19 protein-coding genes are annotated in these 21,580 nt (G+C 51.4%); 15 read left to right on the top strand and 4 right to left on the bottom strand.

Annotated elements, in window-relative coordinates; translation table 11 throughout:
- Positions 1–53: 53 nt before the first annotated feature.
- Positions 54–458: a DUF5665 domain-containing protein gene (locus tag K7P76_RS21645; RefSeq protein WP_232187397.1), complete on the top strand. Its 405-nt coding sequence runs from the start codon at positions 54–56 to the stop codon at positions 456–458.
- Between the two features lie 201 nt (positions 459–659).
- On the opposite strand, the gene K7P76_RS21640 is transcribed toward K7P76_RS21645, so the two are convergent.
- Positions 660–1,412 (bottom strand): TraR/DksA C4-type zinc finger protein, encoded by a 753-nt coding sequence (locus K7P76_RS21640; protein ID WP_232187396.1) that lies wholly within the window; start codon positions 1,410–1,412, stop codon positions 660–662.
- A gap of 166 nt (positions 1,413–1,578) precedes the next feature.
- Here K7P76_RS21640 and lspA point away from each other — a divergent pair, with 166 nt between their 5' ends.
- The 10 genes from lspA to K7P76_RS21590 all read left to right on the top strand — a co-directional run bounded on the left by lspA (position 1,579) and on the right by K7P76_RS21590 (position 12,923).
- Entirely contained in the window at positions 1,579–2,109 is a 531-nt protein-coding gene (gene lspA / locus K7P76_RS21635) for a signal peptidase II (RefSeq protein ID WP_232187395.1), read from the top strand.
- Positions 2,069–3,073 carry an RluA family pseudouridine synthase gene (locus K7P76_RS21630; RefSeq protein ID WP_232187394.1) on the top strand — a complete coding sequence of 335 codons (1,005 nt, stop codon included), beginning with the start codon at positions 2,069–2,071 and terminating at the stop codon, positions 3,071–3,073. The genes lspA and K7P76_RS21630 overlap by 41 nt, the downstream gene beginning before the upstream one ends.
- 129 nt (positions 3,074–3,202) lie before the next feature.
- Positions 3,203–4,456: an LL-diaminopimelate aminotransferase gene (locus K7P76_RS21625; RefSeq protein ID WP_232187393.1), complete on the top strand. Its 1,254-nt coding sequence runs from the start codon at positions 3,203–3,205 to the stop codon at positions 4,454–4,456.
- Positions 4,457–4,742: 286 nt separating this feature from the next.
- The gene (pyrR, locus tag K7P76_RS21620) at positions 4,743–5,282 is read left to right on the top strand and encodes a bifunctional pyr operon transcriptional regulator/uracil phosphoribosyltransferase PyrR (RefSeq protein ID WP_373692458.1); all 540 of its coding nucleotides are present in this window, start codon (positions 4,743–4,745) and stop codon (positions 5,280–5,282) included.
- Positions 5,283–5,318: 36 nt separating this feature from the next.
- Positions 5,319–6,623 carry a dihydroorotase gene (gene pyrC, locus K7P76_RS21615; protein ID WP_232187391.1) on the top strand — a complete coding sequence of 435 codons (1,305 nt, stop codon included), beginning with the start codon at positions 5,319–5,321 and terminating at the stop codon, positions 6,621–6,623.
- 12 nt (positions 6,624–6,635) lie between these two features.
- Positions 6,636–7,781, top strand: coding sequence for a glutamine-hydrolyzing carbamoyl-phosphate synthase small subunit (gene carA, locus K7P76_RS21610; protein ID WP_232187390.1), 1,146 nt, complete (start codon positions 6,636–6,638; stop codon positions 7,779–7,781).
- Positions 7,768–10,986: a carbamoyl-phosphate synthase large subunit gene (gene carB / locus K7P76_RS21605; protein ID WP_232187389.1), complete on the top strand. Its 3,219-nt coding sequence runs from the start codon at positions 7,768–7,770 to the stop codon at positions 10,984–10,986. The genes carA and carB overlap by 14 nt, the downstream gene beginning before the upstream one ends.
- Before the next feature lie 85 nt (positions 10,987–11,071).
- Positions 11,072–11,809 (top strand): orotidine-5'-phosphate decarboxylase, encoded by a 738-nt coding sequence (gene pyrF, locus K7P76_RS21600; protein WP_232187388.1) that lies wholly within the window; start codon positions 11,072–11,074, stop codon positions 11,807–11,809.
- Positions 11,809–12,456 (top strand): orotate phosphoribosyltransferase, encoded by a 648-nt coding sequence (gene pyrE, locus K7P76_RS21595; protein ID WP_232187387.1) that lies wholly within the window; start codon positions 11,809–11,811, stop codon positions 12,454–12,456. The genes pyrF and pyrE overlap by 1 nt, the downstream gene beginning before the upstream one ends.
- A 65-nt stretch (positions 12,457–12,521) precedes the next feature.
- Positions 12,522–12,923, top strand: a complete 402-nt coding sequence (locus tag K7P76_RS21590) for a hypothetical protein (RefSeq protein WP_232187386.1) — start codon at positions 12,522–12,524, stop codon at positions 12,921–12,923.
- Between the two features lie 87 nt (positions 12,924–13,010).
- On the opposite strand, the gene K7P76_RS21585 is transcribed toward K7P76_RS21590, so the two are convergent.
- Positions 13,011–13,943 carry a DUF2167 domain-containing protein gene (locus K7P76_RS21585; protein ID WP_232187476.1) on the bottom strand — a complete coding sequence of 311 codons (933 nt, stop codon included), beginning with the start codon at positions 13,941–13,943 and terminating at the stop codon, positions 13,011–13,013.
- A 213-nt stretch (positions 13,944–14,156) separates the two neighbouring features.
- Here K7P76_RS21585 and K7P76_RS21580 point away from each other — a divergent pair, with 213 nt between their 5' ends.
- Positions 14,157–15,086 carry an ABC transporter ATP-binding protein gene (locus K7P76_RS21580; RefSeq protein WP_232187385.1) on the top strand — a complete coding sequence of 310 codons (930 nt, stop codon included), beginning with the start codon at positions 14,157–14,159 and terminating at the stop codon, positions 15,084–15,086.
- Between the two features lies 1 nt (position 15,087).
- Positions 15,088–16,206: an ABC transporter permease gene (locus tag K7P76_RS21575; protein WP_232187384.1), complete on the top strand. Its 1,119-nt coding sequence runs from the start codon at positions 15,088–15,090 to the stop codon at positions 16,204–16,206.
- Between the two features lie 230 nt (positions 16,207–16,436).
- Here the strand turns inward: K7P76_RS21575 and nagZ are convergent, their stop codons facing one another.
- Both nagZ and K7P76_RS21565 read right to left on the bottom strand, forming a co-directional pair.
- Positions 16,437–17,774: a beta-N-acetylhexosaminidase gene (gene nagZ / locus K7P76_RS21570; protein ID WP_232187383.1), complete on the bottom strand. Its 1,338-nt coding sequence runs from the start codon at positions 17,772–17,774 to the stop codon at positions 16,437–16,439.
- A gap of 67 nt (positions 17,775–17,841) precedes the next feature.
- The gene (locus K7P76_RS21565) at positions 17,842–19,494 is read right to left on the bottom strand and encodes a glutamine--tRNA ligase/YqeY domain fusion protein (protein WP_232187382.1); all 1,653 of its coding nucleotides are present in this window, start codon (positions 19,492–19,494) and stop codon (positions 17,842–17,844) included.
- A gap of 232 nt (positions 19,495–19,726) precedes the next feature.
- Between K7P76_RS21565 and K7P76_RS21560 the strand changes: the two genes are divergently transcribed.
- A complete protein-coding gene (locus K7P76_RS21560) occupies positions 19,727–20,503 on the top strand; it encodes an ABC transporter ATP-binding protein (protein WP_232187381.1) in 777 nt (258 codons plus the stop codon).
- Positions 20,463–21,578, top strand: a complete 1,116-nt coding sequence (locus K7P76_RS21555) for an efflux RND transporter periplasmic adaptor subunit (protein ID WP_232187380.1) — start codon at positions 20,463–20,465, stop codon at positions 21,576–21,578. The genes K7P76_RS21560 and K7P76_RS21555 overlap by 41 nt, the downstream gene beginning before the upstream one ends.
- Positions 21,579–21,580 lie beyond the last annotated feature (2 nt).

The following is a 21,580-nucleotide window of genomic DNA, read 5'->3' as shown; positions in this document are numbered from 1 at the left end:
TCGTTTTGCGTTCGGCGGTCGGATAAAATCGGACGCCCGAAGGGGATACGGCGATGAGCGATCGTTCCAAGGATGGCAAACCGAATCAGATTAAGGTAAAGACATCCTCTCGTACTGCTTCTGATGAATTGACAAAGCCGCTAGCTGAAGAGGCGAAAGAGCTGCGAGGGACTTTGGGTTTTCTGGCGAACAAACTTGAGCGTTTATCCATCGACATGGAAAAGGCCCAATTGAGCGAATACGTAAATTTGATGCATCGTCCGTTGCAGCTTATTTGGAGAAATTTCATTTCCGGGCTTTCGCGAGGCGTGGGTATCGCGCTTGGTTTTACTTTTTTCGCGGCCACCATCGTATATTTGCTGCAAATTCTCGGTGCGCTGAATTTGCCTATCGTGGGGGATTATATTGCGGATATCGTTCGGATCGTTCAGCGTCAGCTGCAGATTAATCCGTATTAGAATGTGATAAAGAGCCGTGCCTACACAAATGTACCTCTCTCCAGCCGCTTGCTGTCCGCCCATTGCCCTGATGAGATTACAAGGTGGCAATGGGCTCCCAGAGGCGGACGTAAACTCTTCCGAGAGATACATTTGTTCCGGCAGACTCAATTCACATTCAAAATTATTGAGGACCATAAACAACTAACGCGCACATATTTCCTACCGTTCGTCCGCAAGCTCGTCGGGCTCGAGAAGGTGGTCGCCTTCGTTGTTGGCCATGTATTGATGGTAGGCGCGGTTGCGTACGACGGTTACGTTGTGGCCGGTTATGTCCGTGGCCAGAAAGCTTTCAAGGGGTTCGACGAAACCTTCGTTCTCGTTGGCCTCAATGCTCATGGATTCATAATCGTCAATGTTATTGCCTTCTGCCATAGCGGGGCTGTTGGAGCTGCCCCATGACTCGACGATTTGCCAAGCGTCCTCGCCGTCAAATTCGGTCTCATCCTCTCGTTCGTCAAAGCTGGTGCGACCAAAGGCCGGGTACAGAAAATCTTCTTCCGCCGGTCGATGGTTCGACGGCTCCTGCCTTGGCTCATGCTCCACGCAATAGATCGCCGTAGGTAGAGCATTCAGTCTTTCGAGAGGAATAAATTTGCCGCATGTAACGCAGTGACCGTATTCGCCTGTATCCATCCGCGCCAATGCAGCATCTACACGCTCGAGACGGAAAGCTTCCTTTTCCAATAAGGCGATGTCTTTACCGCGTTCGAACATCTCCGTCCCTGCGTCCGCGGGATGATTGTCAATGGCGGAAAGCTCGCCTGTAGAATCGCGGTAGGACGCGGCTAGACCAAAATGGCTGTTTCCTTGCACTCGTTGTTCTAGTTCGCTGCGCTCTTGCAGCAATCGCCGCCTGAGAGCCTGGATTTTGTCTTGATCTAACTGAGCAGTCAAGATGTCCACTCCCTTCATCTTCTGACTGACTGTAGTTTTCTCGAATTTGGTTGGTTTTACGTACGGAATGAAGCGGGCAAGTATGGAGGTTTTGTCGGTATTTACTTGCTCTTCATGGACGCTCCTAAGCGCAATGTGATAAAATCAACACGCAGGAGAACAGATGAAGGGCGGAATAAAGCCGATGAAACGTCGTATTTGGCCGGTTTGGGCATATTATGTGGTGGCAGTTGTCGTGTTTCTGATCGATTTCGTGAGCAAGAAAATAATTTCCCGCACGGTAGAGCTCGATACCGAGAGGATACCGGTTCTAGGAGATTTCTTCATCATCACGCACATTCGCAACAGGGGAGCGGCATTTGGTATGCTTCAGGAGCAGCGTTTGTTTTTTCTGATCGTTACCATTGTCGTAGTCGTAGGAATTCTCTGGTATTTGCACCGTTCTTATCGTACGGGAAGCGGCCTGCTGCTTTTTGCTTTATCGGTGATATTGGGCGGAGCGGTCGGTAATTTTCTCGATCGTGCGTTATTTGGCGAAGTTGTTGATTTTCTGCAATTTAATTTTGGTACGTATACCTTCCCGATATTTAATCTTGCGGATTCCGCCATTTGCGGCGGCGTTGCGTTAGTGATATTGGATGCGCTGCTGACCATGAAACAGGAGAATAAACCGCATGACAATGGAAAACAACCCGAAGAACAACCAATCGTCTGAAGATTTGGATTTGGATTTGGAAACGAGCGAAGAAAGCTCTAACAGCCCAATAGAGTGGAAAGCCGAGGAGCAGCATTCGGGTGAACGGGCGGACAAGCATATTGCCGAAGTAATGGCAGAGCAGTCGGTATCCCGTTCCCAAGTGCAGGAATGGATCCGCATCGGCGCTGTCAGCGTCAACGGACATGAGGTCAAAGCCAACACGAAAATAACGAGCGGCGACAGTATCCGCGTGATTTTGCCAGAAGCCGAGCCGCTGGAAGCGCAGCCGGAAAACATTCCTTTGGATGTTGTTTACGAAGACGGCGATGTCATCGTCATTAATAAGCCGCGCGGAATGGTCGTACATCCGGCTGCTGGACATCCTAACGGCACGGTCGTTAACGCTTTGCTGTATCATTGCAAGGATTTATCCGGTATCAACGGCGTAATGAGGCCGGGGATCGTGCACCGGATCGATAAAGACACCTCCGGATTGCTTATGATCGCTAAGAATGATTTGGCGCACGCTTCTTTAGCGGAGCAGCTTAAAGAACACACGGTGAACCGCCGTTATTCAGCGCTTGTATACGGAGTCATGCAACATGACAAAGGGACGATAGACGCACCAATCGGGCGGGCGAACCACGACCGCAAGCTTTATGTCGTAACGGAAAAGAACAGCAAACATTCCGTCACTCATTTTGCGGTAATCGAGCGGTTTGATGAGTATACGCTGCTTGAACTAAAGCTGGAAACCGGCCGGACGCATCAAATCCGCGTTCACATGAAATACATTGGCTTTCCCCTGGTGGGAGATCCGGTATACGGCGGGAAGAGCGGCCGTACGTTGGGCATGAAAGGGCAAGCCTTGCACGCGGGGATACTTGGATTTAATCATCCTCGGACAGGGCAATATTTGGAGTTCACGGTGCCGATTCCAACGGACATGGACCATTCGTTAACTATACTTAGAACCCGCTAACCCGATAAAGATATCGTAAAATATGAGGGCGGCGATTTCTGCAAATGATCTGCGTAATAGTCCATTCCGATTTTCTTCCGGATGAGGCATAGTAGTGTAAACTATTGGACTTTTAAGGAGTGTCGGAACGTGAGCGTGGAACAATACCAAGCAACATTCATTCAAGAGCAATTCGCAAGCCGCATTGGCGGATCCAACTACGGTAAGGATACGAACATTTATAAATTCGAGAAAATCAAGAGAGCGAAGGCTGCCGCGAAAAAAGCGCATCCCGACGTTGAATTGATCGACATGGGTGTAGGCGAACCCGACGAAATGGCTGATGCCGGCATCGTGGCCAAGCTTGCCGAAGAAGCGGCCAAGCCCGAAAACCGCGGCTATGCCGACAACGGAATTCCCGAGTTCAAAGCAGCTGCGGCTAGATATTTGAAAAATGTATTTTCCGTCGATGGAATCGATGCCGACACCGAGGTGCTGCACACGATCGGCGCGAAACCGGCACTTGCGATGTTGCCTGCCGTTTTTATCAATCCGGGCGACGTAACGATCATGACCGTTCCCGGTTATCCGGTAATGGGTACTCATACCAAATACTTAGGCGGAGAAGTTTATAATATCAAGCTGACGAAGGAAAACAACTTCCTGCCCGATATTGACGCTATTCCCGAAGACATTGCCAAGCGCGCTAAGCTGTTATACCTGAACTATCCGAATAACCCGACTGGCGCTGCGGCGACGGTGGAATTTTTCGAGAAGGTAATCGCTTGGGCGAAAAAATACAATGTAGTCGTCGTTCACGATGCACCTTACGCTGCTCTCACCTACGATGGCGTGAAGCCGTTCAGCTTCTTGTCGGTGCCCGGCGCGAAAGACGTAGGCGTGGAATTGCACTCCCTTTCGAAATCTTTCAACATGACGGGCTGGCGGATCGGATTTATCGCCGGCAACCCGCTGATCGTGAAAGCTTTCGGCGACGTTAAGGATAATAGCGATTCCGGCCAGTTCATCGCCATTCAGAAGGCGGCTGCCTACGGACTCGATAATCCTGCCATTACCGAAGCGATTTCGGCCAAGTATTCCCGCCGTCACAACATGTTAGTAGCGGCGCTGAACGAGATCGGCTTCCGCGCGGAGAAACCGAAAGGTTCTTTCTTCCTATACGTGGAAGCTCCTAAAGGAATCGTTGGCGGACAGCGTTTCGAGTCGGCGGAAGATTTCTCCCAGTATCTCATTCGCGAGAAGCTCATTTCCACCGTGCCATGGGAAGACGCGGGCAAGTTCGTACGTTTTTCCGTTACGTTCATTGCTCAAGGCGAGGCGGAAGAAGCGCGCGTAATCGATGAAATCAAACGCCGTCTGACGGACGTACAATTTGAATTTTAATGAGCCGGATTTCCTTGACACTTCCTGTCGAACATGGGATAATCATTGTTAATGAACGGGTACCTTTAACTCAGTCCTGAGAGACTGGCAAGGTGGCGCAGAGTTGACATATATCCAGGGTTATCTGACCCGACTTGTCCTGCAGTTAAACTGCAGCGCGGACAGGTTGTGCGAACCCGCGGATATCCTCATCTGACTGAATCCTCCTTGCGTAAGACGCAAGGAGGTTTTTTATGTGCAATTACCGTGTGAAGGAGGGATCGATTTGTCAGACTCCCGCGTCATCATGGATGAATCCGCCATACGGCGGGCGCTTACCCGGATTGCCCACGAGATGGTCGAGAAGAACAAAGGAATTCAAGGCTGCGTACTCATCGGCATACGCACAAGAGGCGTCTACCTCGCACATCGCGTAGCGGAGCGCATCCTCGATATCGAAGGCCATCCGATTGCGGTCGGAGAGCTGGATATTACGGGGTATCGCGATGATCGTCCCTATACGGTTGAAGCTAAGAGGAGCACGCCCGATGGGGAATTGTCGCTTTTGGTAAAAGATAAGCGAATCATCCTTGTCGACGACGTGCTCTATACCGGACGAACGATTCGTGCGGCTTTGGACGCTTTAATGGATTGCGGAAGACCCCAATCGATCCAACTGGCGGTACTGGTCGACAGAGGGCATCGCGAGCTGCCGATTCGTCCCGATTACGTAGGCAAAAATGTGCCGACCTCTCGGCATGAACAGATTGACGTATCGTTAAGCGAGATCGACGAGAGCGATTGCGTCACGATCTTGCACCCGCGCGAAGCGGAAGTCGGACGATAACGTCGGCAAACCCAACGGTAGAGGAGGCGCTATAAAATGGTTACATGGATTATCAATGCAAAGACGCTTAGCATGGAAACGGGCGAAATGGAGATCAAGCATGTTCGATTAGAAAATGGTTTGATCGCTGAATGGCGAGACGGTTCGGCCCTGCCTGATACGACCCGCGCCGAATTGATCGATGCCAAAGGAAAGCTGATTTCTCCGGGTTTCATCGATATGCACGTCCATCTGCGCGAGCCCGGTTTTGAGTATAAAGAAACGATAGCGAGCGGCACGGAGTCGGCAGCCAAAGGCGGCTTCACGGTTATAGCGCCTATGCCTAACACGCGGCCGGTCATGGATACCCCGGAAACAATCCATTTGGTCTTAGATAAAGCGGCAACGGAGGGCGTCGTTAGGGTTCTCCCCTATGCAGCGATTACGAAAAACGAGCTAGGACGCGAGTTGACGGATTTCGCGGCCCTGAAGGAAGCGGGAGCGATCGGCTTCACGGATGACGGCGTCGGCGTGCAAAATGCGCAAATGATGAAAGACGCGATGACGCTGGCCAAGTCGCTCGATATGCCGATTATCGCACACTGCGAAGACGATACGCTCGTTGAAGGCGCGGCGGTCTCGGAAGGCGCGTTCGCGCGCAAGCACGGACTTAAGGGCATTCCGAACGAATCCGAAGCGATCCACGTCGGTCGGGATATTCTACTCTCCGAAGCGACGGGCGTACATTATCACATTTGCCACGTCAGCACGGAGCAATCCGTAAGACTGATCCGTTTAGGCAAGTCGGTCGGAGTCAGAGTCACTTCGGAAGTGTGCCCGCATCATTTGCTGCTCTCGGACGAACACATTCCGGACAGCATGGATGCCAATTGGAAAATGAACCCGCCCCTCCGGACGCCTAAGGACGTGGAAGCTTGCATCCAAGGGATTGAAGACGGCACGATCGATATTATCGTGACAGACCATGCTCCCCACAGCGAAGAAGAGAAGGCACGGGGCATGGCGAGGGCACCGTTCGGAATCGTCGGCTTTGAGACCGCGTTTCCGCTGCTCTATACGAAGTTCGTCCGCACGGGACGCTGGAGCCTCGAATTTCTGCTTCGCCGAATGACTAGCGATCCGGCACGCGTGTTCGGTCTGCCATACGGAACGATGGCAGTCGGCGCACCGGCTGACTTGATCCTAATCGATCTAGAGAACGAACGGGAGGTCGACCCTGCCGCGTTCCTCACGAAAGGCCGCAATACCCCCTTCACGGGTTGGAAATTGTATGGCTGGCCTGCATTGACAATTGTTAACGGTAAAGTTGTATGGACAGAAGAGAACGGCATCAACCGCTAAGGAGTGATTGGGATGCAAGCTAGATTATTGTTGGAAGACGGCACGTTGTTCACGGGGCAAGGATTCGGCGCCGAGGGCGGTTCCGTCGGCGAAGTGGTGTTTAACACCGGGATTACGGGTTATCAGGAAGTGTTGTCCGATCCTTCCTATTGCGGGCAAATCGTGACCATGACTTTCCCTCTCATCGGAAACTATGGCATTAACCGCGACGATTTCGAAAGCATTCGTCCCTACATTCACGGTTTCGTGGTTCGTCGCCATGAAACGGTGCCAAGCAATTGGAGGGCGCAATATACAATCGATCAATTACTTAAAGAATACGGCATTGTCGGTATCAGTGACATCGATACGCGCATGCTTACTCGCATATTGCGTCAGCACGGTACGATGAAAGGGATTTTGACGACCGGCAGCGAGCGCGTCGAAGAGCTGAAGGAACGCCTTGGAACGGCTTCGCTCTTGCGCGATCAAGTGGCACGGACTTCGACCAAAAGCGTATTTTCCAGCCCTGGAGAAAAAGAACGCATCGTATTAGTCGATTATGGCGCGAAAAGCGGCATCCTGCGCGAGTTGACCAAACGCGGCTGCGACGTTGTCGTTGTGCCTCAAGACGCGACAGCTGACGAAATCCGCCGTTTGCACCCCGACGGCATCCAGCTTTCAAATGGTCCTGGGGATCCGAAGGACGTGCCGCACGCGGTGGAAACGATTCGCCAACTGCTCGGCGAGTTCCCGATCTTCGGCATTTGCCTCGGCCATCAACTGTTCGCGCTCGCTTGCGGAGCGGATACCGATAAACTCAAATTCGGCCATCGCGGCGGCAATCATCCGGTTAAGGAGCTCGAATCCGGACGTTGCTTCATCACTTCCCAGAACCATGGCTATACGGTTAAGGAAGAGTCCGTAGCCGGTACCGAGCTAGAAGTCACACATATCAACAACAACGACAAAACGATCGAAGGATTGAAGCATAAGCGCTACCCTGCCTTTTCGGTGCAATACCACCCCGAAGCGGCTCCGGGTCCTTATGACTCCAGTTACCTGTTCGACCGCTTCCTGGAATTGATCCGGGACAATAAGATCGCCAACCCTGAACGTCCGCGCCAGGCGCAATTGTCGGAGACGCTGAGAGGAGAGCTGCAGTATGCCCAGAAATAAGGACCTCAAGAAAATACTCGTAATCGGCTCAGGCCCTATCGTCATCGGACAAGCGGCGGAATTCGATTATGCCGGTACGCAAGCTTGCCAAGCGTTAAAGGAAGAAGGCATTGAAGTTATTCTGATCAACAGCAATCCGGCTACGATTATGACGGATACGAATATCGCGGATAAAGTATATATCGAACCGATTAACCTGGAGTTCGTATCCCAGATCATCCGCCAAGAACGTCCGGATGGATTGCTGCCGACGCTCGGCGGGCAAACCGGACTTAATATGGCGGTTGAATTAGCCCGTGCGGGAGTGCTCGAGCAAGAGAACGTGAAACTTCTCGGCACACAGCTGAATGCTATCGAACGTGCGGAAGACCGCGACTTGTTCCGCGACTTGATGCGGGAACTGGAACAGCCTGTACCGGAGAGCGTAATCGTGACGACGGTCGAAGCTGCGGTTGACTTCGCCAGCGGACTCGGATATCCCGTCATTGTACGTCCGGCATATACGCTAGGCGGAACGGGCGGCGGTATCGCGGCCAACGAAGAAGAGCTGCGCGAGACCGTTACGAACGGAATTCGCTACAGCCCTATCGGCCAATGTTTGATCGAGAATTCGATCGCGGGCCTTAAGGAAGTCGAATATGAAGTTATGCGCGACGCTAACGATAACTGTATCGTCGTCTGCAATATGGAGAACTTCGATCCGGTCGGCGTCCACACCGGAGACAGCATTGTCGTGGCGCCAAGCCAAACGTTGTCCGACCGTGAATACCAGATGCTTCGCTCGGCTTCGCTTAAGATCATTCGCGCCCTCAATATCGAAGGCGGATGTAACGTACAATTCGCGCTGGACCCGCAGAGCTATCAGTATTATGTTATCGAAGTTAACCCGCGCGTTAGCCGTTCCTCGGCGCTTGCTTCCAAAGCGACCGGTTATCCGATCGCTAAGATGGCGGCGAAGATTGCTGTCGGTTACACGCTCGATGAAATAATTAACCCGGTTACCGGGCAAACCTATGCTTGCTTCGAGCCTACGTTAGACTACATCGTGGCGAAAATACCGCGGTGGCCGTTCGATAAATTCACCTCGGCGAACCGTAAGCTCGGCACTCAGATGAAAGCGACCGGCGAAGTAATGGCGATCGGCCGCACGTTCGAGGAGTCGATTCAGAAAGCGGTCCGCTCGCTCGAAATCGGCGTACATCGCCTTTATCTCAAAGGTGCGGAAGAGCTTGCCAACGATGTGCTGACTACCCGCCTTGTGAAACCGGACGATGAGCGCCTCTTCCTAGTGGCCGAAGCATTCCGCCGCGGTTGGACGCTCCAGCACATTCAAGACCTTACGAATATCGATTGGTGGTTCCTGGACAAGATCGAACGTATCGTGCAGTTCGAAGACGTTATCCGCCGCGAGCCTGCGCTTAATCCTCAGACTTTGCTTGCAGCGAAACGCAATGGCTTCACGGATCGCGCAATCGCCGAACTTCGGAGCGAAGGCCACCCGGGCAGCGCATTGACTAAGGAATTAGATGTAAGAGCGCACCGTCTCGAGCAAGGGATTAAACCGGTATACAAAATGGTTGATACTTGCGCAGCGGAGTTTGAGGCGACGACGCCTTATTACTACTCCACCTACGAGACGGAGAACGAAGTTATTCCAAGCGCGAAGGAGAAAATCATCGTGCTCGGATCCGGACCGATCCGGATCGGCCAAGGAATCGAATTTGATTACTCCACCGTTCATGCTGTATGGGCCATTCGCAATGCGGGGTATGAAGCGGTCATTATCAATAACAACCCGGAGACGGTTTCCACCGATTTCAGCACATCGGATCGCTTGTACTTCGAGCCGCTTTTCTTCGAGGATGTCATGAACGTCATCGAGCAAGAGAAGCCAATCGGCGTCATCGTGCAATTCGGCGGTCAAACCGCGATCAACCTGGCGGCACCGCTTGCCAAAGCAGGCGTACGCATTCTCGGTACATCGCTCGAAAGCATCGACGAGGCCGAGAACCGCAAGAAGTTCGAAGCATTGCTCAGCAAATTGAATGTTCCTCAGCCGAAGGGCACCACGGTAATTTCGGTGGACGAAGCGGTAGGAGCCGCGCAGGAGCTAGGTTATCCGGTACTTGTTCGTCCTTCCTACGTACTTGGCGGACGCGCGATGGAAATCGTATATTCCGATGAAGAGTTGCTTGCTTATATGGAAATTGCCGTAAAAGTAAACCCAGAGCATCCGGTGCTTATAGACCGCTACATGCTCGGTAAAGAAATCGAAGTTGATGCGATTTGCGACGGCGAGACGGTGCTTATCCCGGGTATCATGGAGCATGTTGAGCGCGCGGGCGTCCATTCGGGCGATTCCATCGCGGTGTACCCTCCGCAATCGCTCTCGGATGATATTAAACAGCAAGCGATAGATATTACGATCAAGATCGCCAAAGAATTAAAAACGATCGGACTTGTGAATATCCAATTCGTAGTCTGGCAAGAAAAGGTTTACGTGATCGAAGTGAATCCACGTTCATCCCGTACGGTTCCCTTCTTAAGCAAAGTTACTCGCATTCCAATGGCTAACCTTGCTACGCAAGCGATCCTTGGCAAGAAGCTGACAGAGCTCGGCTACCAAGAAGGCTTGTGGCCGGAAGATGAGTTCATCTCGGTGAAAGTACCGGTATTCTCCTTCGCTAAGCTGCGCCGCGTTGACCCTACGCTGACTCCGGAGATGAAGTCGACAGGGGAGGTCATGGGACGCGATCGGAATTTTGCAAAAGCTTTGTACAAAGGTCTGATCGGCTCAGGCATGAAAATCCCGACCTCGGGCGCTATTATCGCTACTGTCGCCGATAAGGACAAGGGAGACGCGATCGAGATTCTGAAGGGCTTCTACAATCTCGGATACAAGCTCATCGCTACCGGCGGAACCGCTGACGCTATAGAAGCAGCGGGGCTTAAAGTACGTCGCGTGAACAAGCTTTCCGATGGCTCGCCGAATATCGTGGATTTGATCCGCACGGGCCAAGCGCAGTTCGTCGTCAATACGCTGACCAAGGGTAAGGCGCCCGAGCGCGACGGGTTCCGTATTCGCCGCGAAGCGGTCGAGAACGGTATCGTCTGCTTAACTTCGCTAGATACGGTAAGCGCGTTGCTTAACATGCTGCAGGCGCTTAGATTCTCCAGCGAACCGATGCCGGCTTTCCAAGAATAAATTCAGAAGAGTGCCCGGTCCTCCCGAACTAATGAGGGGATCGGGCTTCTGCATGAACGTTGAGTCGATAGGGAGGGGTTCACGAATGGCAGCACTAACGCTGAATGAAGCCGCGAGCAGGGTGATGGTCGCTCTCGATAAACCCGATGCTGCAGCGGCATTAACGTTAGCCGATCAATTGCATGGAAAAGGCTGTTGGGTGAAGGTAGGGATGGAGCTGTTCTACGCGGCCGGACCTTCCATCGTTAGGGAGCTGAAATCGCGGGGATTCCGTGTTTTCCTGGACTTAAAGATGCACGATATTCCGAATACGGTTCGCGGGGGTGCACGCAGCATCACGCGACTTGGGGTAGACTTGTTTAATGTGCACGCAGCAGGCGGTATTGCAATGATGAGCGCAGCTGCCGAAGGCGTGAGGGAGGGCGTTGCTTCGGGTGATGCCGAGCATGCTCCGATCGTCATCGCTGTCACGCAGTTGACAAGCACAAGCCAAGACGTGCTGAATAATGAAATCGGCATTGCCGGGCAAGTGGAGGATGCCGTTGTGCGCTACGCACGACTAGCTCGCCAAGCGGGTCTTCAAGGCGTCGTTGCCTCTCCGCTCGAAGTAGCCGAGATCAAAGCCGCCTGCGGTTCGGATTTCATCACAGTAACTCCGGGAATTCGCCCGAGGGGCGCCGATGTCGGTGACCAGTCACGCATCATGACACCGCGGGATGCCGTCATAGCCGGTACCGACTATCTCGTCATCGGCCGACCGATAAACGCAGCAACGAATCCTGCCGAAGCGCTGGACAACATTTTGAAGGAGATGACTGAATAATGAGCAGTGTACCTTTAGAGCAATTACCGGCAACGATTGCCAGCAACCTTCTTGAGATTGGCGCGGTGAACTTAAGGCCTAACGAGCCTTTCACCTGGACTTCGGGAATCATCTCTCCCATCTATTGCGACAATCGCTTAACGATGAGCTTTCCGGCTATTCGCGATCAAATCGCCGAAGGATTCGCGACGTTGATCCGTACGCATTTTCCAGACACAGAAGTCATCGCAGGCACGGCAACGGCGGGTATTCCACATGCGGCTTGGGTCGCGCAGAAGCTGAACTTGCCTATGGCTTACATTCGCGATAAAGCGAAAGGTCATGGTAAGCAGAACCTGATCGAAGGGGTGATCAAGGACGGGCAGAAGGTCGTAGTCATCGAAGACTTGATCTCCACTGGCGGCAGCTCGCTCAAAGCCGCTCTCGCCGTCATCGAAGCGGGCGGCGACGTGCAAAGCGTGCTCGCGATTTTTACCTACCAATTCGCGTTGGCCGAAGAAGCTTTCCGCGAAGAGGGTATCGAACTGCAAACTTTATCGAATTATACCGCTTTGGTAGAGGAAGCTCGCCGTATGGGCACAATCAGCGATGATGATGTGAAATTGCTGCAATCCTGGCGAGAAAATCCGCAAACTTTCGGAAAATAGTGGTGAAATTCCGATAGACCTATGCTAATATTGGTTCATTAGCACCATATAAAAGAGGTCTGATTATGTCGAATGAACTAAAAGTTGCCCATTGTAATAGCTGCGGGAAAATTTTTCAGATGAACATGCGGGGCTTATGCGCGAACTGCTCTGCCGAAGAAGATACTTATATTAAAGCTTTAGAGAAATTGCTGATGCGCAATCGTCAGTTGAACGTTAAAGAACTTGCCGAAACAGCCGACATTCCTCGGGAGAAAATTTTGTCGTTCATCCGCAGAGGGAAAATTAAGCTCTTCGATTACCCGAATTTAGCGGATGAATGCGATGTATGTGCCGGACCGATCCGCAGAGGCACAATGTGCAGTAAATGTTCGACAAGAATTCAGGATGAAATCGCTCATGAGCTCGAACAGGAACGTTTGATGAAGGAGCGAATACGCGCAAGCAGTTATTTTTCGAAAAATTGATGTATTAGGTTCCATGCAATAAAAATAAGGTTGTCCCACCGGTGTTCTCACCTAGCGGGACAACCTTATTTCATATAGGAATCCATTCTAACTACGGTTCAATTCAGTAGGAGAGGAAGGATCTACCGGTTGTTCATGAGCGATGGCCGTGGGCTCCGAATCGTTCTTCTTCGATTTACCCCTCAGATAACGCCATAAGCCGGCAATGGCTGCAACGATCACGATGCCGAACTTCTTGGCTAGTACGACGATCAATGCGATCAACCCGGCTTTCTTAGCGACGAGAAGACCAGCACCGCCTAAGATGAGACCGGTTAATCCGTAACTGGCTTTCTTATCGGTGGATTCGTTGAAATCCTCATATCGCTGTCCCGATTTGACCGTAAATTTTTTGAGTACTAGTTCGTTCATAGCCGCGGCGTCCGCTTGCAGTTGGGCGGGGTCTGTGACCAAGATGACAGACATGTAACCCTCTCTCGTTAATACTCGCACGTTCTGGTTAACAAGAGGCTCGTTATTGCCGTCATGCATCCTTAAAGTCCAAGTTAACGCCCGCCGCGTCTCGTCATACTCCGGTGCCTTCTCCCAGCCTTCTACGAAAAGATGATCGGCAGGGTCTTCGAGTTTCTTATTCTGTTCTTCCGTCCCGTCTTTATAACTTTGCAAGAGAGCATCGGCGTCGATATCGTTTTTCTCGTCATCCGCAACGTGCCCTTCTTCAAAATATTGAAAGTAGACGCTCCAATCCGAATCGGCCGGAAACACGGAGGCAATGTCGCTATCCGAAGAGATATTGCCATTCTCGTCGAGGAACCGTCTTGTATTGTCCGCATCCAAATAAAGCATGGCAGGGTCCAACGCTAGGTCGGCTACCGAACCGATTTGAACGGATTGCCCGGTGCCTTCTACCCAATCGTATCGGGGCTCTGCAGTCTCTGTGCCTTCCGCATACACGGATATAGGCATTGACAATGCGATAGCGAGTACGAACGCAGCCGTGACCCCTCTCATTCTTAACACTTTCGACAAATTGATCTCTCTCCTATTAAAAAAAGATGATTTATGAAACCAAATGGAGTATAACCTCTATTTTTGTAATATTCAAGAAAATTTTGGATTTACTCCGTCTTAAGACCGATGGCAAAAGCATGCCTAAGACCGTCGATGACAGTCTGCGGTCTAGGATACAATGGTACTAACTTAGTGAAATTGGAAAATGAAGGAGAGGGATTCATGCCTATTTTAGAAGTAAAAGGGTTACGTAAGTCGTTCGGATCAGTTACCGCTGTCGAAGAAATCAGCTTTGCCGTGGAAACCGGCGAGGTGTTTACGATCATTGGACCGAACGGGGCAGGCAAAACGACGACATTGGAAATGATCGAAGGCTTACAATCGCCGGATGCCGGAACGATTGCGATAGACGGGCTGAGCTGGGACAGGGACGCGGAAAAAATAAAAATTAAGATCGGGGTGCAGCCGCAATCGAGCGCGTTGTTTGAACTTCTGACCGTGGAAGAAAATTTGGATTTATTCGCCTCTTTCTACCCGCGGCCGAAGCAAGCTTCAGAAGTGCTCGAGATGATTAACCTATTAGATCATCGCGACAAGAGGGTGAAATCTCTATCCGGCGGACAAAGACAGCGGCTTGCCATCGGATTGGCGATGATCAGCGATCCGAGCATTATTTTCCTCGATGAGCCAACGACGGGATTAGATCCGCAAGCGCGCCGCAACATTTGGGACATCGTGCTGAAGCTCAAGCAACTTGGCAAAACGACGATATTGACAACGCATTATATGGAAGAAGCTGAGAAATTAAGCGATCGGGTTTGCATTGTCGATCAAGGCCGAATCGTCTCGCTCGACACGCCTGCCGCGCTTATTGACAGATTGACCAAGGAACGGGAAGTTCGACTATCTTTCCTGGACGGGGAAGAAGCTGCAAGCGAGACGGAAAAGCTTGCCCAAACTCAGCCGACGGTCGTTCGCACAACCCGGGAAGGCGCGGCATTAAAGCTCTGGTCGATCCAGCCGGAGGAAACGTTATACGGATTGTTCGGCTTCACCAAGGAACGGGGTTACCGGGTCGAACAGGTGTCCATAAGAGAAATGAGCCTTGAGGACGTATTTATTGCCTTTACGGGCAAAGAGTGGAGGGACTAAGGTGAGTAACGGTAAGCAATTGAACAAATTGTTCGGCGCGCAAATCAAAATGATGTTTCGCGAGAAGCAGGTTTGGTTTTGGAATCTCTTTTTCCCGATTATTCTGATGGCATTGTTCATGGTTATTTTCGGTGGCGGCGGCAGCGGAGAATTTAAAGCCAAGATCGCCGTCGTAAAGCAGCAATCCAATGCCACTTCCGATATGCTGGAAACCCACTTGCGTCAAGTGTCCGTATTCGAGTGGAAGTCGGAACAGCCGGTCAGCAAGGAGCAAGCGGATACTTGGATTAAAGACAAGGACGTAGACGCCGTTATTATCCTTCCCGAGTCGGAAAATAACAAAGCGTTGCAGCTCGTCGTTAACAAAGAGAATGAGAAAAACGCGACAACTCAAGCGATAGGCGGCATCTTGGATCAATTCATCCAACAAACGAATTTTGAAGTTGCTGGCGTGCAGCCTACTTTCAAACTCGATATGAATTCCGTATCTAACGGGAGCGAAGATTTAAGCTATGTCGATTTTCTGCTGACAGGAATGATTGCGTTGTCGGTAGCTCAGGGCGGCCTGTTCGGCCTGGTAGATATGGTGGAAATGCGACGCAAAGGGTTGCTGAAGCGCTTAAGGATGACTCCGGTGAAAATGGGACTGTTCGGCTTGGCCGGAATGATGGTGAGATTCGTGTTGGGAATCGTGCAGATCGTCATCCTGGCCGCGATCGGAGTATTTGGCTTCGGCGCTAATCTGCATCTGGATTTCCCGACATTAATTGTTGCCTTCTTCATCGGAGCACTTTCGTTTAATGCTATCGGCTACCTGTTCTCCTCCTTCAGCAAGTCATTGGAGGCGTATATGGGAATGGCCAACATTGCCAGCTTTCTGATGATGTTCCTAAGCGGGATATTCTTCGCAACGAGCGGATTGCCGGAATGGTTGCAGCCGGTTACTCATGCGCTCCCTTTGACCTACTTCGTGAATGGAATGAGGGACGGGATGGTTTATGGCAGCGGGATTGCGACAAGCGAGTTCTGGACGGGAATTGGCGTGTTGGCTTTATGGGGAGCTGCAGCATTTGCTATCGGGACTTTGATTTATCGTAAAGGGAAAGTCGAAGTCCGGTAGTACGTCCCATTATACCGCTCGTTCAGTGAGTCGTACCCATGCTAACTTCTATGACCATTATCCCGTATGCTCAGTCCGACTTAATCTTGATTACGATAAAATCTGGATTAGGACTGAACGACGGGGATAATGGATAGACAGCAAACGACGGGGAAACGCGCACGAACCTGATCGACGGGGATAATGGCCAGACAGTAGCCGACGCGGTAAGGGGGCACGAGCTTAGCGTTCTATAATTTATCGAGCCAATGACGGATCGCTTCATTGGGTAGATCTGCTAATTTCGGAGTTGGGACGGGTTTGTCCGACAATTTGTATTTAAGCTTCAAGGCGAGTATCCGGCGTACGCTCTCGTCGATTCGGGATTCTTGAATTTTTCCGGACTTTACGCTTTGAAGCAGTCTGTCGTACACCTTCTTCTCCGTATCGTATCCGTGGGCGATAAGCAAGATGTCGCTGCCCGCATCAACGGATAAGACGGCTGCATCCTCTATTCCATAATTTTTGGCAATGGCGCCCATGGTCATGTCGTCGGTGATGACAACGCCGTTGTATCCAAGCGTCCCGCGAAGCTGTTCTCCAATAATGACTTTGGAAAATGATGCAGGTGCCTTGTCGTCAATCAGAGGGAAAAGGATATGCGCTACCATAACGGCATCCGCCTTAGCTTCAACAGCTGCTCGGAAAGGAATCCATTCCATGGCTTCCAACTGCTCGGTCGTTTTGCGAACGACGGGTAAATCCAGATGAGAATCGACAGACGTATCCCCATGACCAGGGAAATGCTTGACGACGGCAATGGTCCCACCATCGCGCAGCCCATTCATCTCTGCAATGCCCATCTTCGTTACGAGTTTGGCATTGTTGCCGAACGAGCGATTGCCGATAACCGGATTGTTCGGATTGCTATTGATGTCTAGAACAGGCGCAAAGTCGACGTTAAAGCCCATAATCCGCAGCTCCTTAGAGATCAAAGAGCCCATCTCCTTTGCGAGTTCCGCTTCGCCGGAACGACCTACCTTGGCATTGTCCGGTATGGCAACGAAATCCTTCGGCAGACGGCTAACTTTTCCGCCTTCCTGATCGACGCTCATGAACAGAGGGACAGGATTGTTTTTATTAGCTTTTTTCAAATCATTAACCAATTGGACGGAGCCGCGGATATCGGAGAAATTATTTTTATACATAATAATGCCGCCCACGTGCTGATTAGCAATCATCTTCTTGGTCGCTTGATTAATGGAAGTGCCGTCGATACCCGCCAGTATCATTTGCCCGACTTTTTCTTCCAACGTCATATCGTTAATGATCCGGGTAATTTCATCCGTATCTGTTTCCGACTCCGTTGGCATTGAAGTGGAAGTAGGAGAGGCGGACGCGGTTGGGGAAGCCTCAGGACTGGACGCCGACGGCTCAGAAGAGGTTGACGGACTTTCCGATGCTGTAGATGAGGTGCTTGGCGATGAGCTGGCAGAGTTTCCTTTTCCCGACCATCCGCAGCTTGAGGTTAGTACAAGCGCCGTGCAAATACTCACGATTCCTAAATTCCATCGAACGTTCATTTTCATAGGGGTTATCCTCCTAAATAAAAGGCTCCTGCAATCCCCTGTTAAGGGAGGCAGGAGCTTATTCTAATTAAACTTCAAAGGAGCTTTTCAAAGATACGATTCGATTAAAGACGGGGTGTCCAGGTGCAGAATCCTTAGGGTCTACATTAAAGTAGCCGTGACGGAAAAACTGGAACTTATCTCCACCGGAGGAATCCTTCATTCCCGGTTCAACGAATCCTTCCAATACTTCAAGGGAGTTCGGGTTGAGGCGGTCTAAGAACGACTCCCCTTCCTCGTCCGAATTATCCGCAATGAGCGGCTCGTAGAGGCGGAATTGGGCTGGAACGGCATGCGATGCATCGACCCAATGGATTGTGCCTTTCACCTTGCGTCCGGTAAAGCCGGAGCCGCTCTTCGTCTCCGGGTCGTACGTGCAGCGAAGCTCGATGACGTTGCCGTCCGCATCTTGGATGGCTTCCTCGCACTTGATGAAGTAAGCGTGCTTCAAACGGACTTCATTGCCCGGGAACAAGCGAAAATATTTCGGCGGCGGATTGTCCATGAAGTCGTCCCGCTCAATATAGATTACCCTAGAAAACGGGATTTCACGATTACCCATCTCCGGGTTCTCGGAATTGTTTTCCGCTTCAAGCCACTCGGTCTGCCCTTCCGGGTAGTTGGTGATGACGACCTTGAGCGGCTGCAGCACAGCCATCGTCCGAAGCGCCTTAAGCTTAAGGTCTTCCCGGATAAAATGCTCCAGCATCCGTTCGTCGACGATTCCGTAGCTCTTAGCGACGCCGATCTCGCGACAGAAAGCGCGAATCGCTTCAGGCGTGTAGCCTTTGCGGCGCAGCCCGGATATGGTCGGCATGCGGGGATCGTCCCAACCGTCAACCGCTTTCTCGTCCACGAGCTGTTTCAGCTTCCGTTTGCTCATGACTGTGTTCGTCAGGTTCAATCGAGCAAACTCGTATTGATGCGGAACCCATTTCATCTCGCACTCGCGAACGACCCAATCGTAGAAAGGTCGTTGGTCCTCGAATTCCAGCGTGCAAATGGAGTGGGTGACGCCTTCGATAGCATCCTCAAGCGGGTGCGCGAAAGCGTACATCGGATAGATGCACCATTCATCGCCGGTATTATGATGGTGCGCGTGAACGACTCTGTAAAGTATCGGATCGCGCAGGTTGACGTTCGGAGAAGCCATATCGATCTTGGCGCGCAGCACCCGTTCCCCGTCCGCGAATTTCCCTTCCCTCATAGCTTGGAAAAGGGCGAGATTTTCCTCGACTGAGCGATTCCGATAAGGGCTTTCTTGTCCGGGGGCCGTAAGCGTACCCCGCGTTTCGCGAATTTGATCCGCGGTTTGGTCATCTACGAACGCTAGGCCTTTGCGGATAAGGACGAGGGCGCGCTCGTACATTTCGCCGAAATAATCGGACGCGAAAAATAATCCGTCCCATTCGAACCCGAGCCACTTTACGTCTTCCTTGATCGACTCTACGTATTCGGTATCTTCCTTTACGGGGTTCGTATCGTCGAAACGCAAATTGGTTCTTCCTTTGAACTCGTCCGCGAGCTCGAAATTAAGGCAAATCGACTTGGCGTGTCCGATATGCAGGTAACCGTTCGGTTCCGGAGGGAAGCGGGTAACCACTTCCCGTACTTTTCCGGATGCGAGATCCTCGGTTACGATGTTTTTGATAAAGTTCGATGACGGCGTCTTAGCTTCCAATCGGACCAACCTTCCTCACTGTAGCAAGTATATCTTCTAATAATACACAAAAGAGGCTCCGCTTATAAAGGGTTGAGTGAAAAAATGGTGAAATGTCGGAAGATGTCGCCGTCAATATTACACGAATTAATCATTTTCTCCTAAAAAAATGATAAAGGTTTAATTTTTCCGTAACTTTTCTTTACAAAGGCTCGTTATAATTGATGAAGAGATTGGAAAGGGAGGAAATGGCATGCTGACCTGGTTAAGCGGAGGTTCCGCACCTGTTGCGACCGGCGAGCAGGAGGAAACTCCGGTGCAGGAGACGGATGCAGCGAACAAGGCATCTACTGTAGAGCCGCTGTTAACCGTTCGTAATGTGGAACGTTCTTTCGATGCCGGCAGCCAGAAAATCCGCGTATTGAAAGGGATCAATTTAAACCTGTATCCGCAACAGCTTGTCATGCTTAGGGGACGATCCGGCTCCGGCAAAACAACGCTGATGAATTTAATGGGAGGGCTGGATACGCCCACCGAAGGCGAAATTCACTTCAAGGGACGTCCGTTTCACAAATGGGATGACGACAAGCGCACGGAGGTGCGCCGCAAGGATATCGGATTTATTTTCCAAGCCTACGCCTTGATGCCTCTATTGTCTGCTTACGAGAATGTCGAACTGTCGCTCCGCATGGCAAACGTCCCGCGTGCGGACTGGAAATCGCGGGTAACCACTTGCCTGGATTTGGTCGGTTTGGCGAAACGGATGCACCATCGTCCCTTTGAATTATCGGGGGGAGAACAGCAGAGGGTCGCGATTGCCAAAGCGATCGCCCATCGTCCCAGCTTGCTTCTGGCGGATGAGCCGACGGCGGAATTGGACAGCCAGATGGCCGCTCAGGTCATGCAGGTATTCAAAGAAATTGTCGCGAGCGAGAACGTGACGATATGCATGACTACACACGATCCTACAATAATGGAGGTAGCAGACCATGTCTACGAAATGGTGGATGGCGTATTCGTCGTCAAGTGATCGCACGACGTCCATGCGAAGAAGAAGCCGCAGGGGGGCGGGAGTATTAGCCGTACTGGCGTTGTCGGTTGCCATAAGCGGTTGCGGACTCCTTCCTAAAGAACCGGTAGAGGAAGATTTATCGGCAATAGAGCTGCCGAAAATTTCCGAGAAGCCCAAATACGACGTGGAAACTAAGACGCTGGAAACGACGGCGCAAGGCTCTGGCAAAATGATGTCCACGCAGGAAAAAACGTTATTTTTCACATTGGACGGTAAAAAACTCAAGAAATTATACATACGCTCAGGCGACACGGTAAAAGCGGGACAAGCGATCGGAGAGTTGGACGTCGACGATATGAAGAAAAACCTTCGTACTCAGACGCTGGCCTTCAAGAAAACGGAGCTTGAAATGAAGACTCTGCTCCGGACCAAAGACGATATGGATCCGATCGACTTCGAGCAACGCATGCTCGACTTCGAAACCTCTCGTCAATCGTTGACGGATTTGCAAACGGACATTGATAAAGCGGTTCTGACTGCTCCATTCGCAGGAACCGTCGTTTCCGTAAGCGTACAGGAAGGGGCTTCGATCAAAGCTTATGATCCGATCTGTATTGTCGCGGATCCAAGCCGGTTAATCGTAGCCGCCAGTCTTTCCAAAGACGACCTGGAGAAAGTGGCCTTAGGGATGGAAGTACAGGTAGACATCAACAACGCCGGTCAGGTCAAGGGCAAGGTGAAACAACTCCCGCAGCCTGCAACAGACAATGGCAATGGCGGTAACGGGGGCAACGGCCAAGGCGGAAACGGCGTTGAGAGCCTAGATAAATATTTGTTAGTCGAAGTGGCTAATTTGCCGAAGACAGTAACGAGAGGTACGCCGCTTTCCGTATCGGTTATCGTCAACCGCAAGGAAAATGCCGTAGTCATTCCGCTGGCGGCGCTTCGGACGATCGGAGCCAGAACTTACGTGCAAGTGGTCGAAGCGGATGGCAGCAAACGCGAAGTGGACGTGGAAGTCGGACAACAAACGTCGACGGATGCGGAAATCTTAAACGGATTGACTCCAGGACAGAAAGTCGTAGGACGGTAATC

The sequence above is a fragment of the Cohnella silvisoli genome (assembly GCF_021190915.1).
GTDB classification, from domain to species: domain Bacteria; phylum Bacillota; class Bacilli; order Paenibacillales; family Paenibacillaceae; genus Cohnella; species Cohnella silvisoli.
The sequence above is the reverse complement of the archived record's forward strand: the minus strand, read 5'-3'. Positions and strand labels throughout refer to the sequence as shown.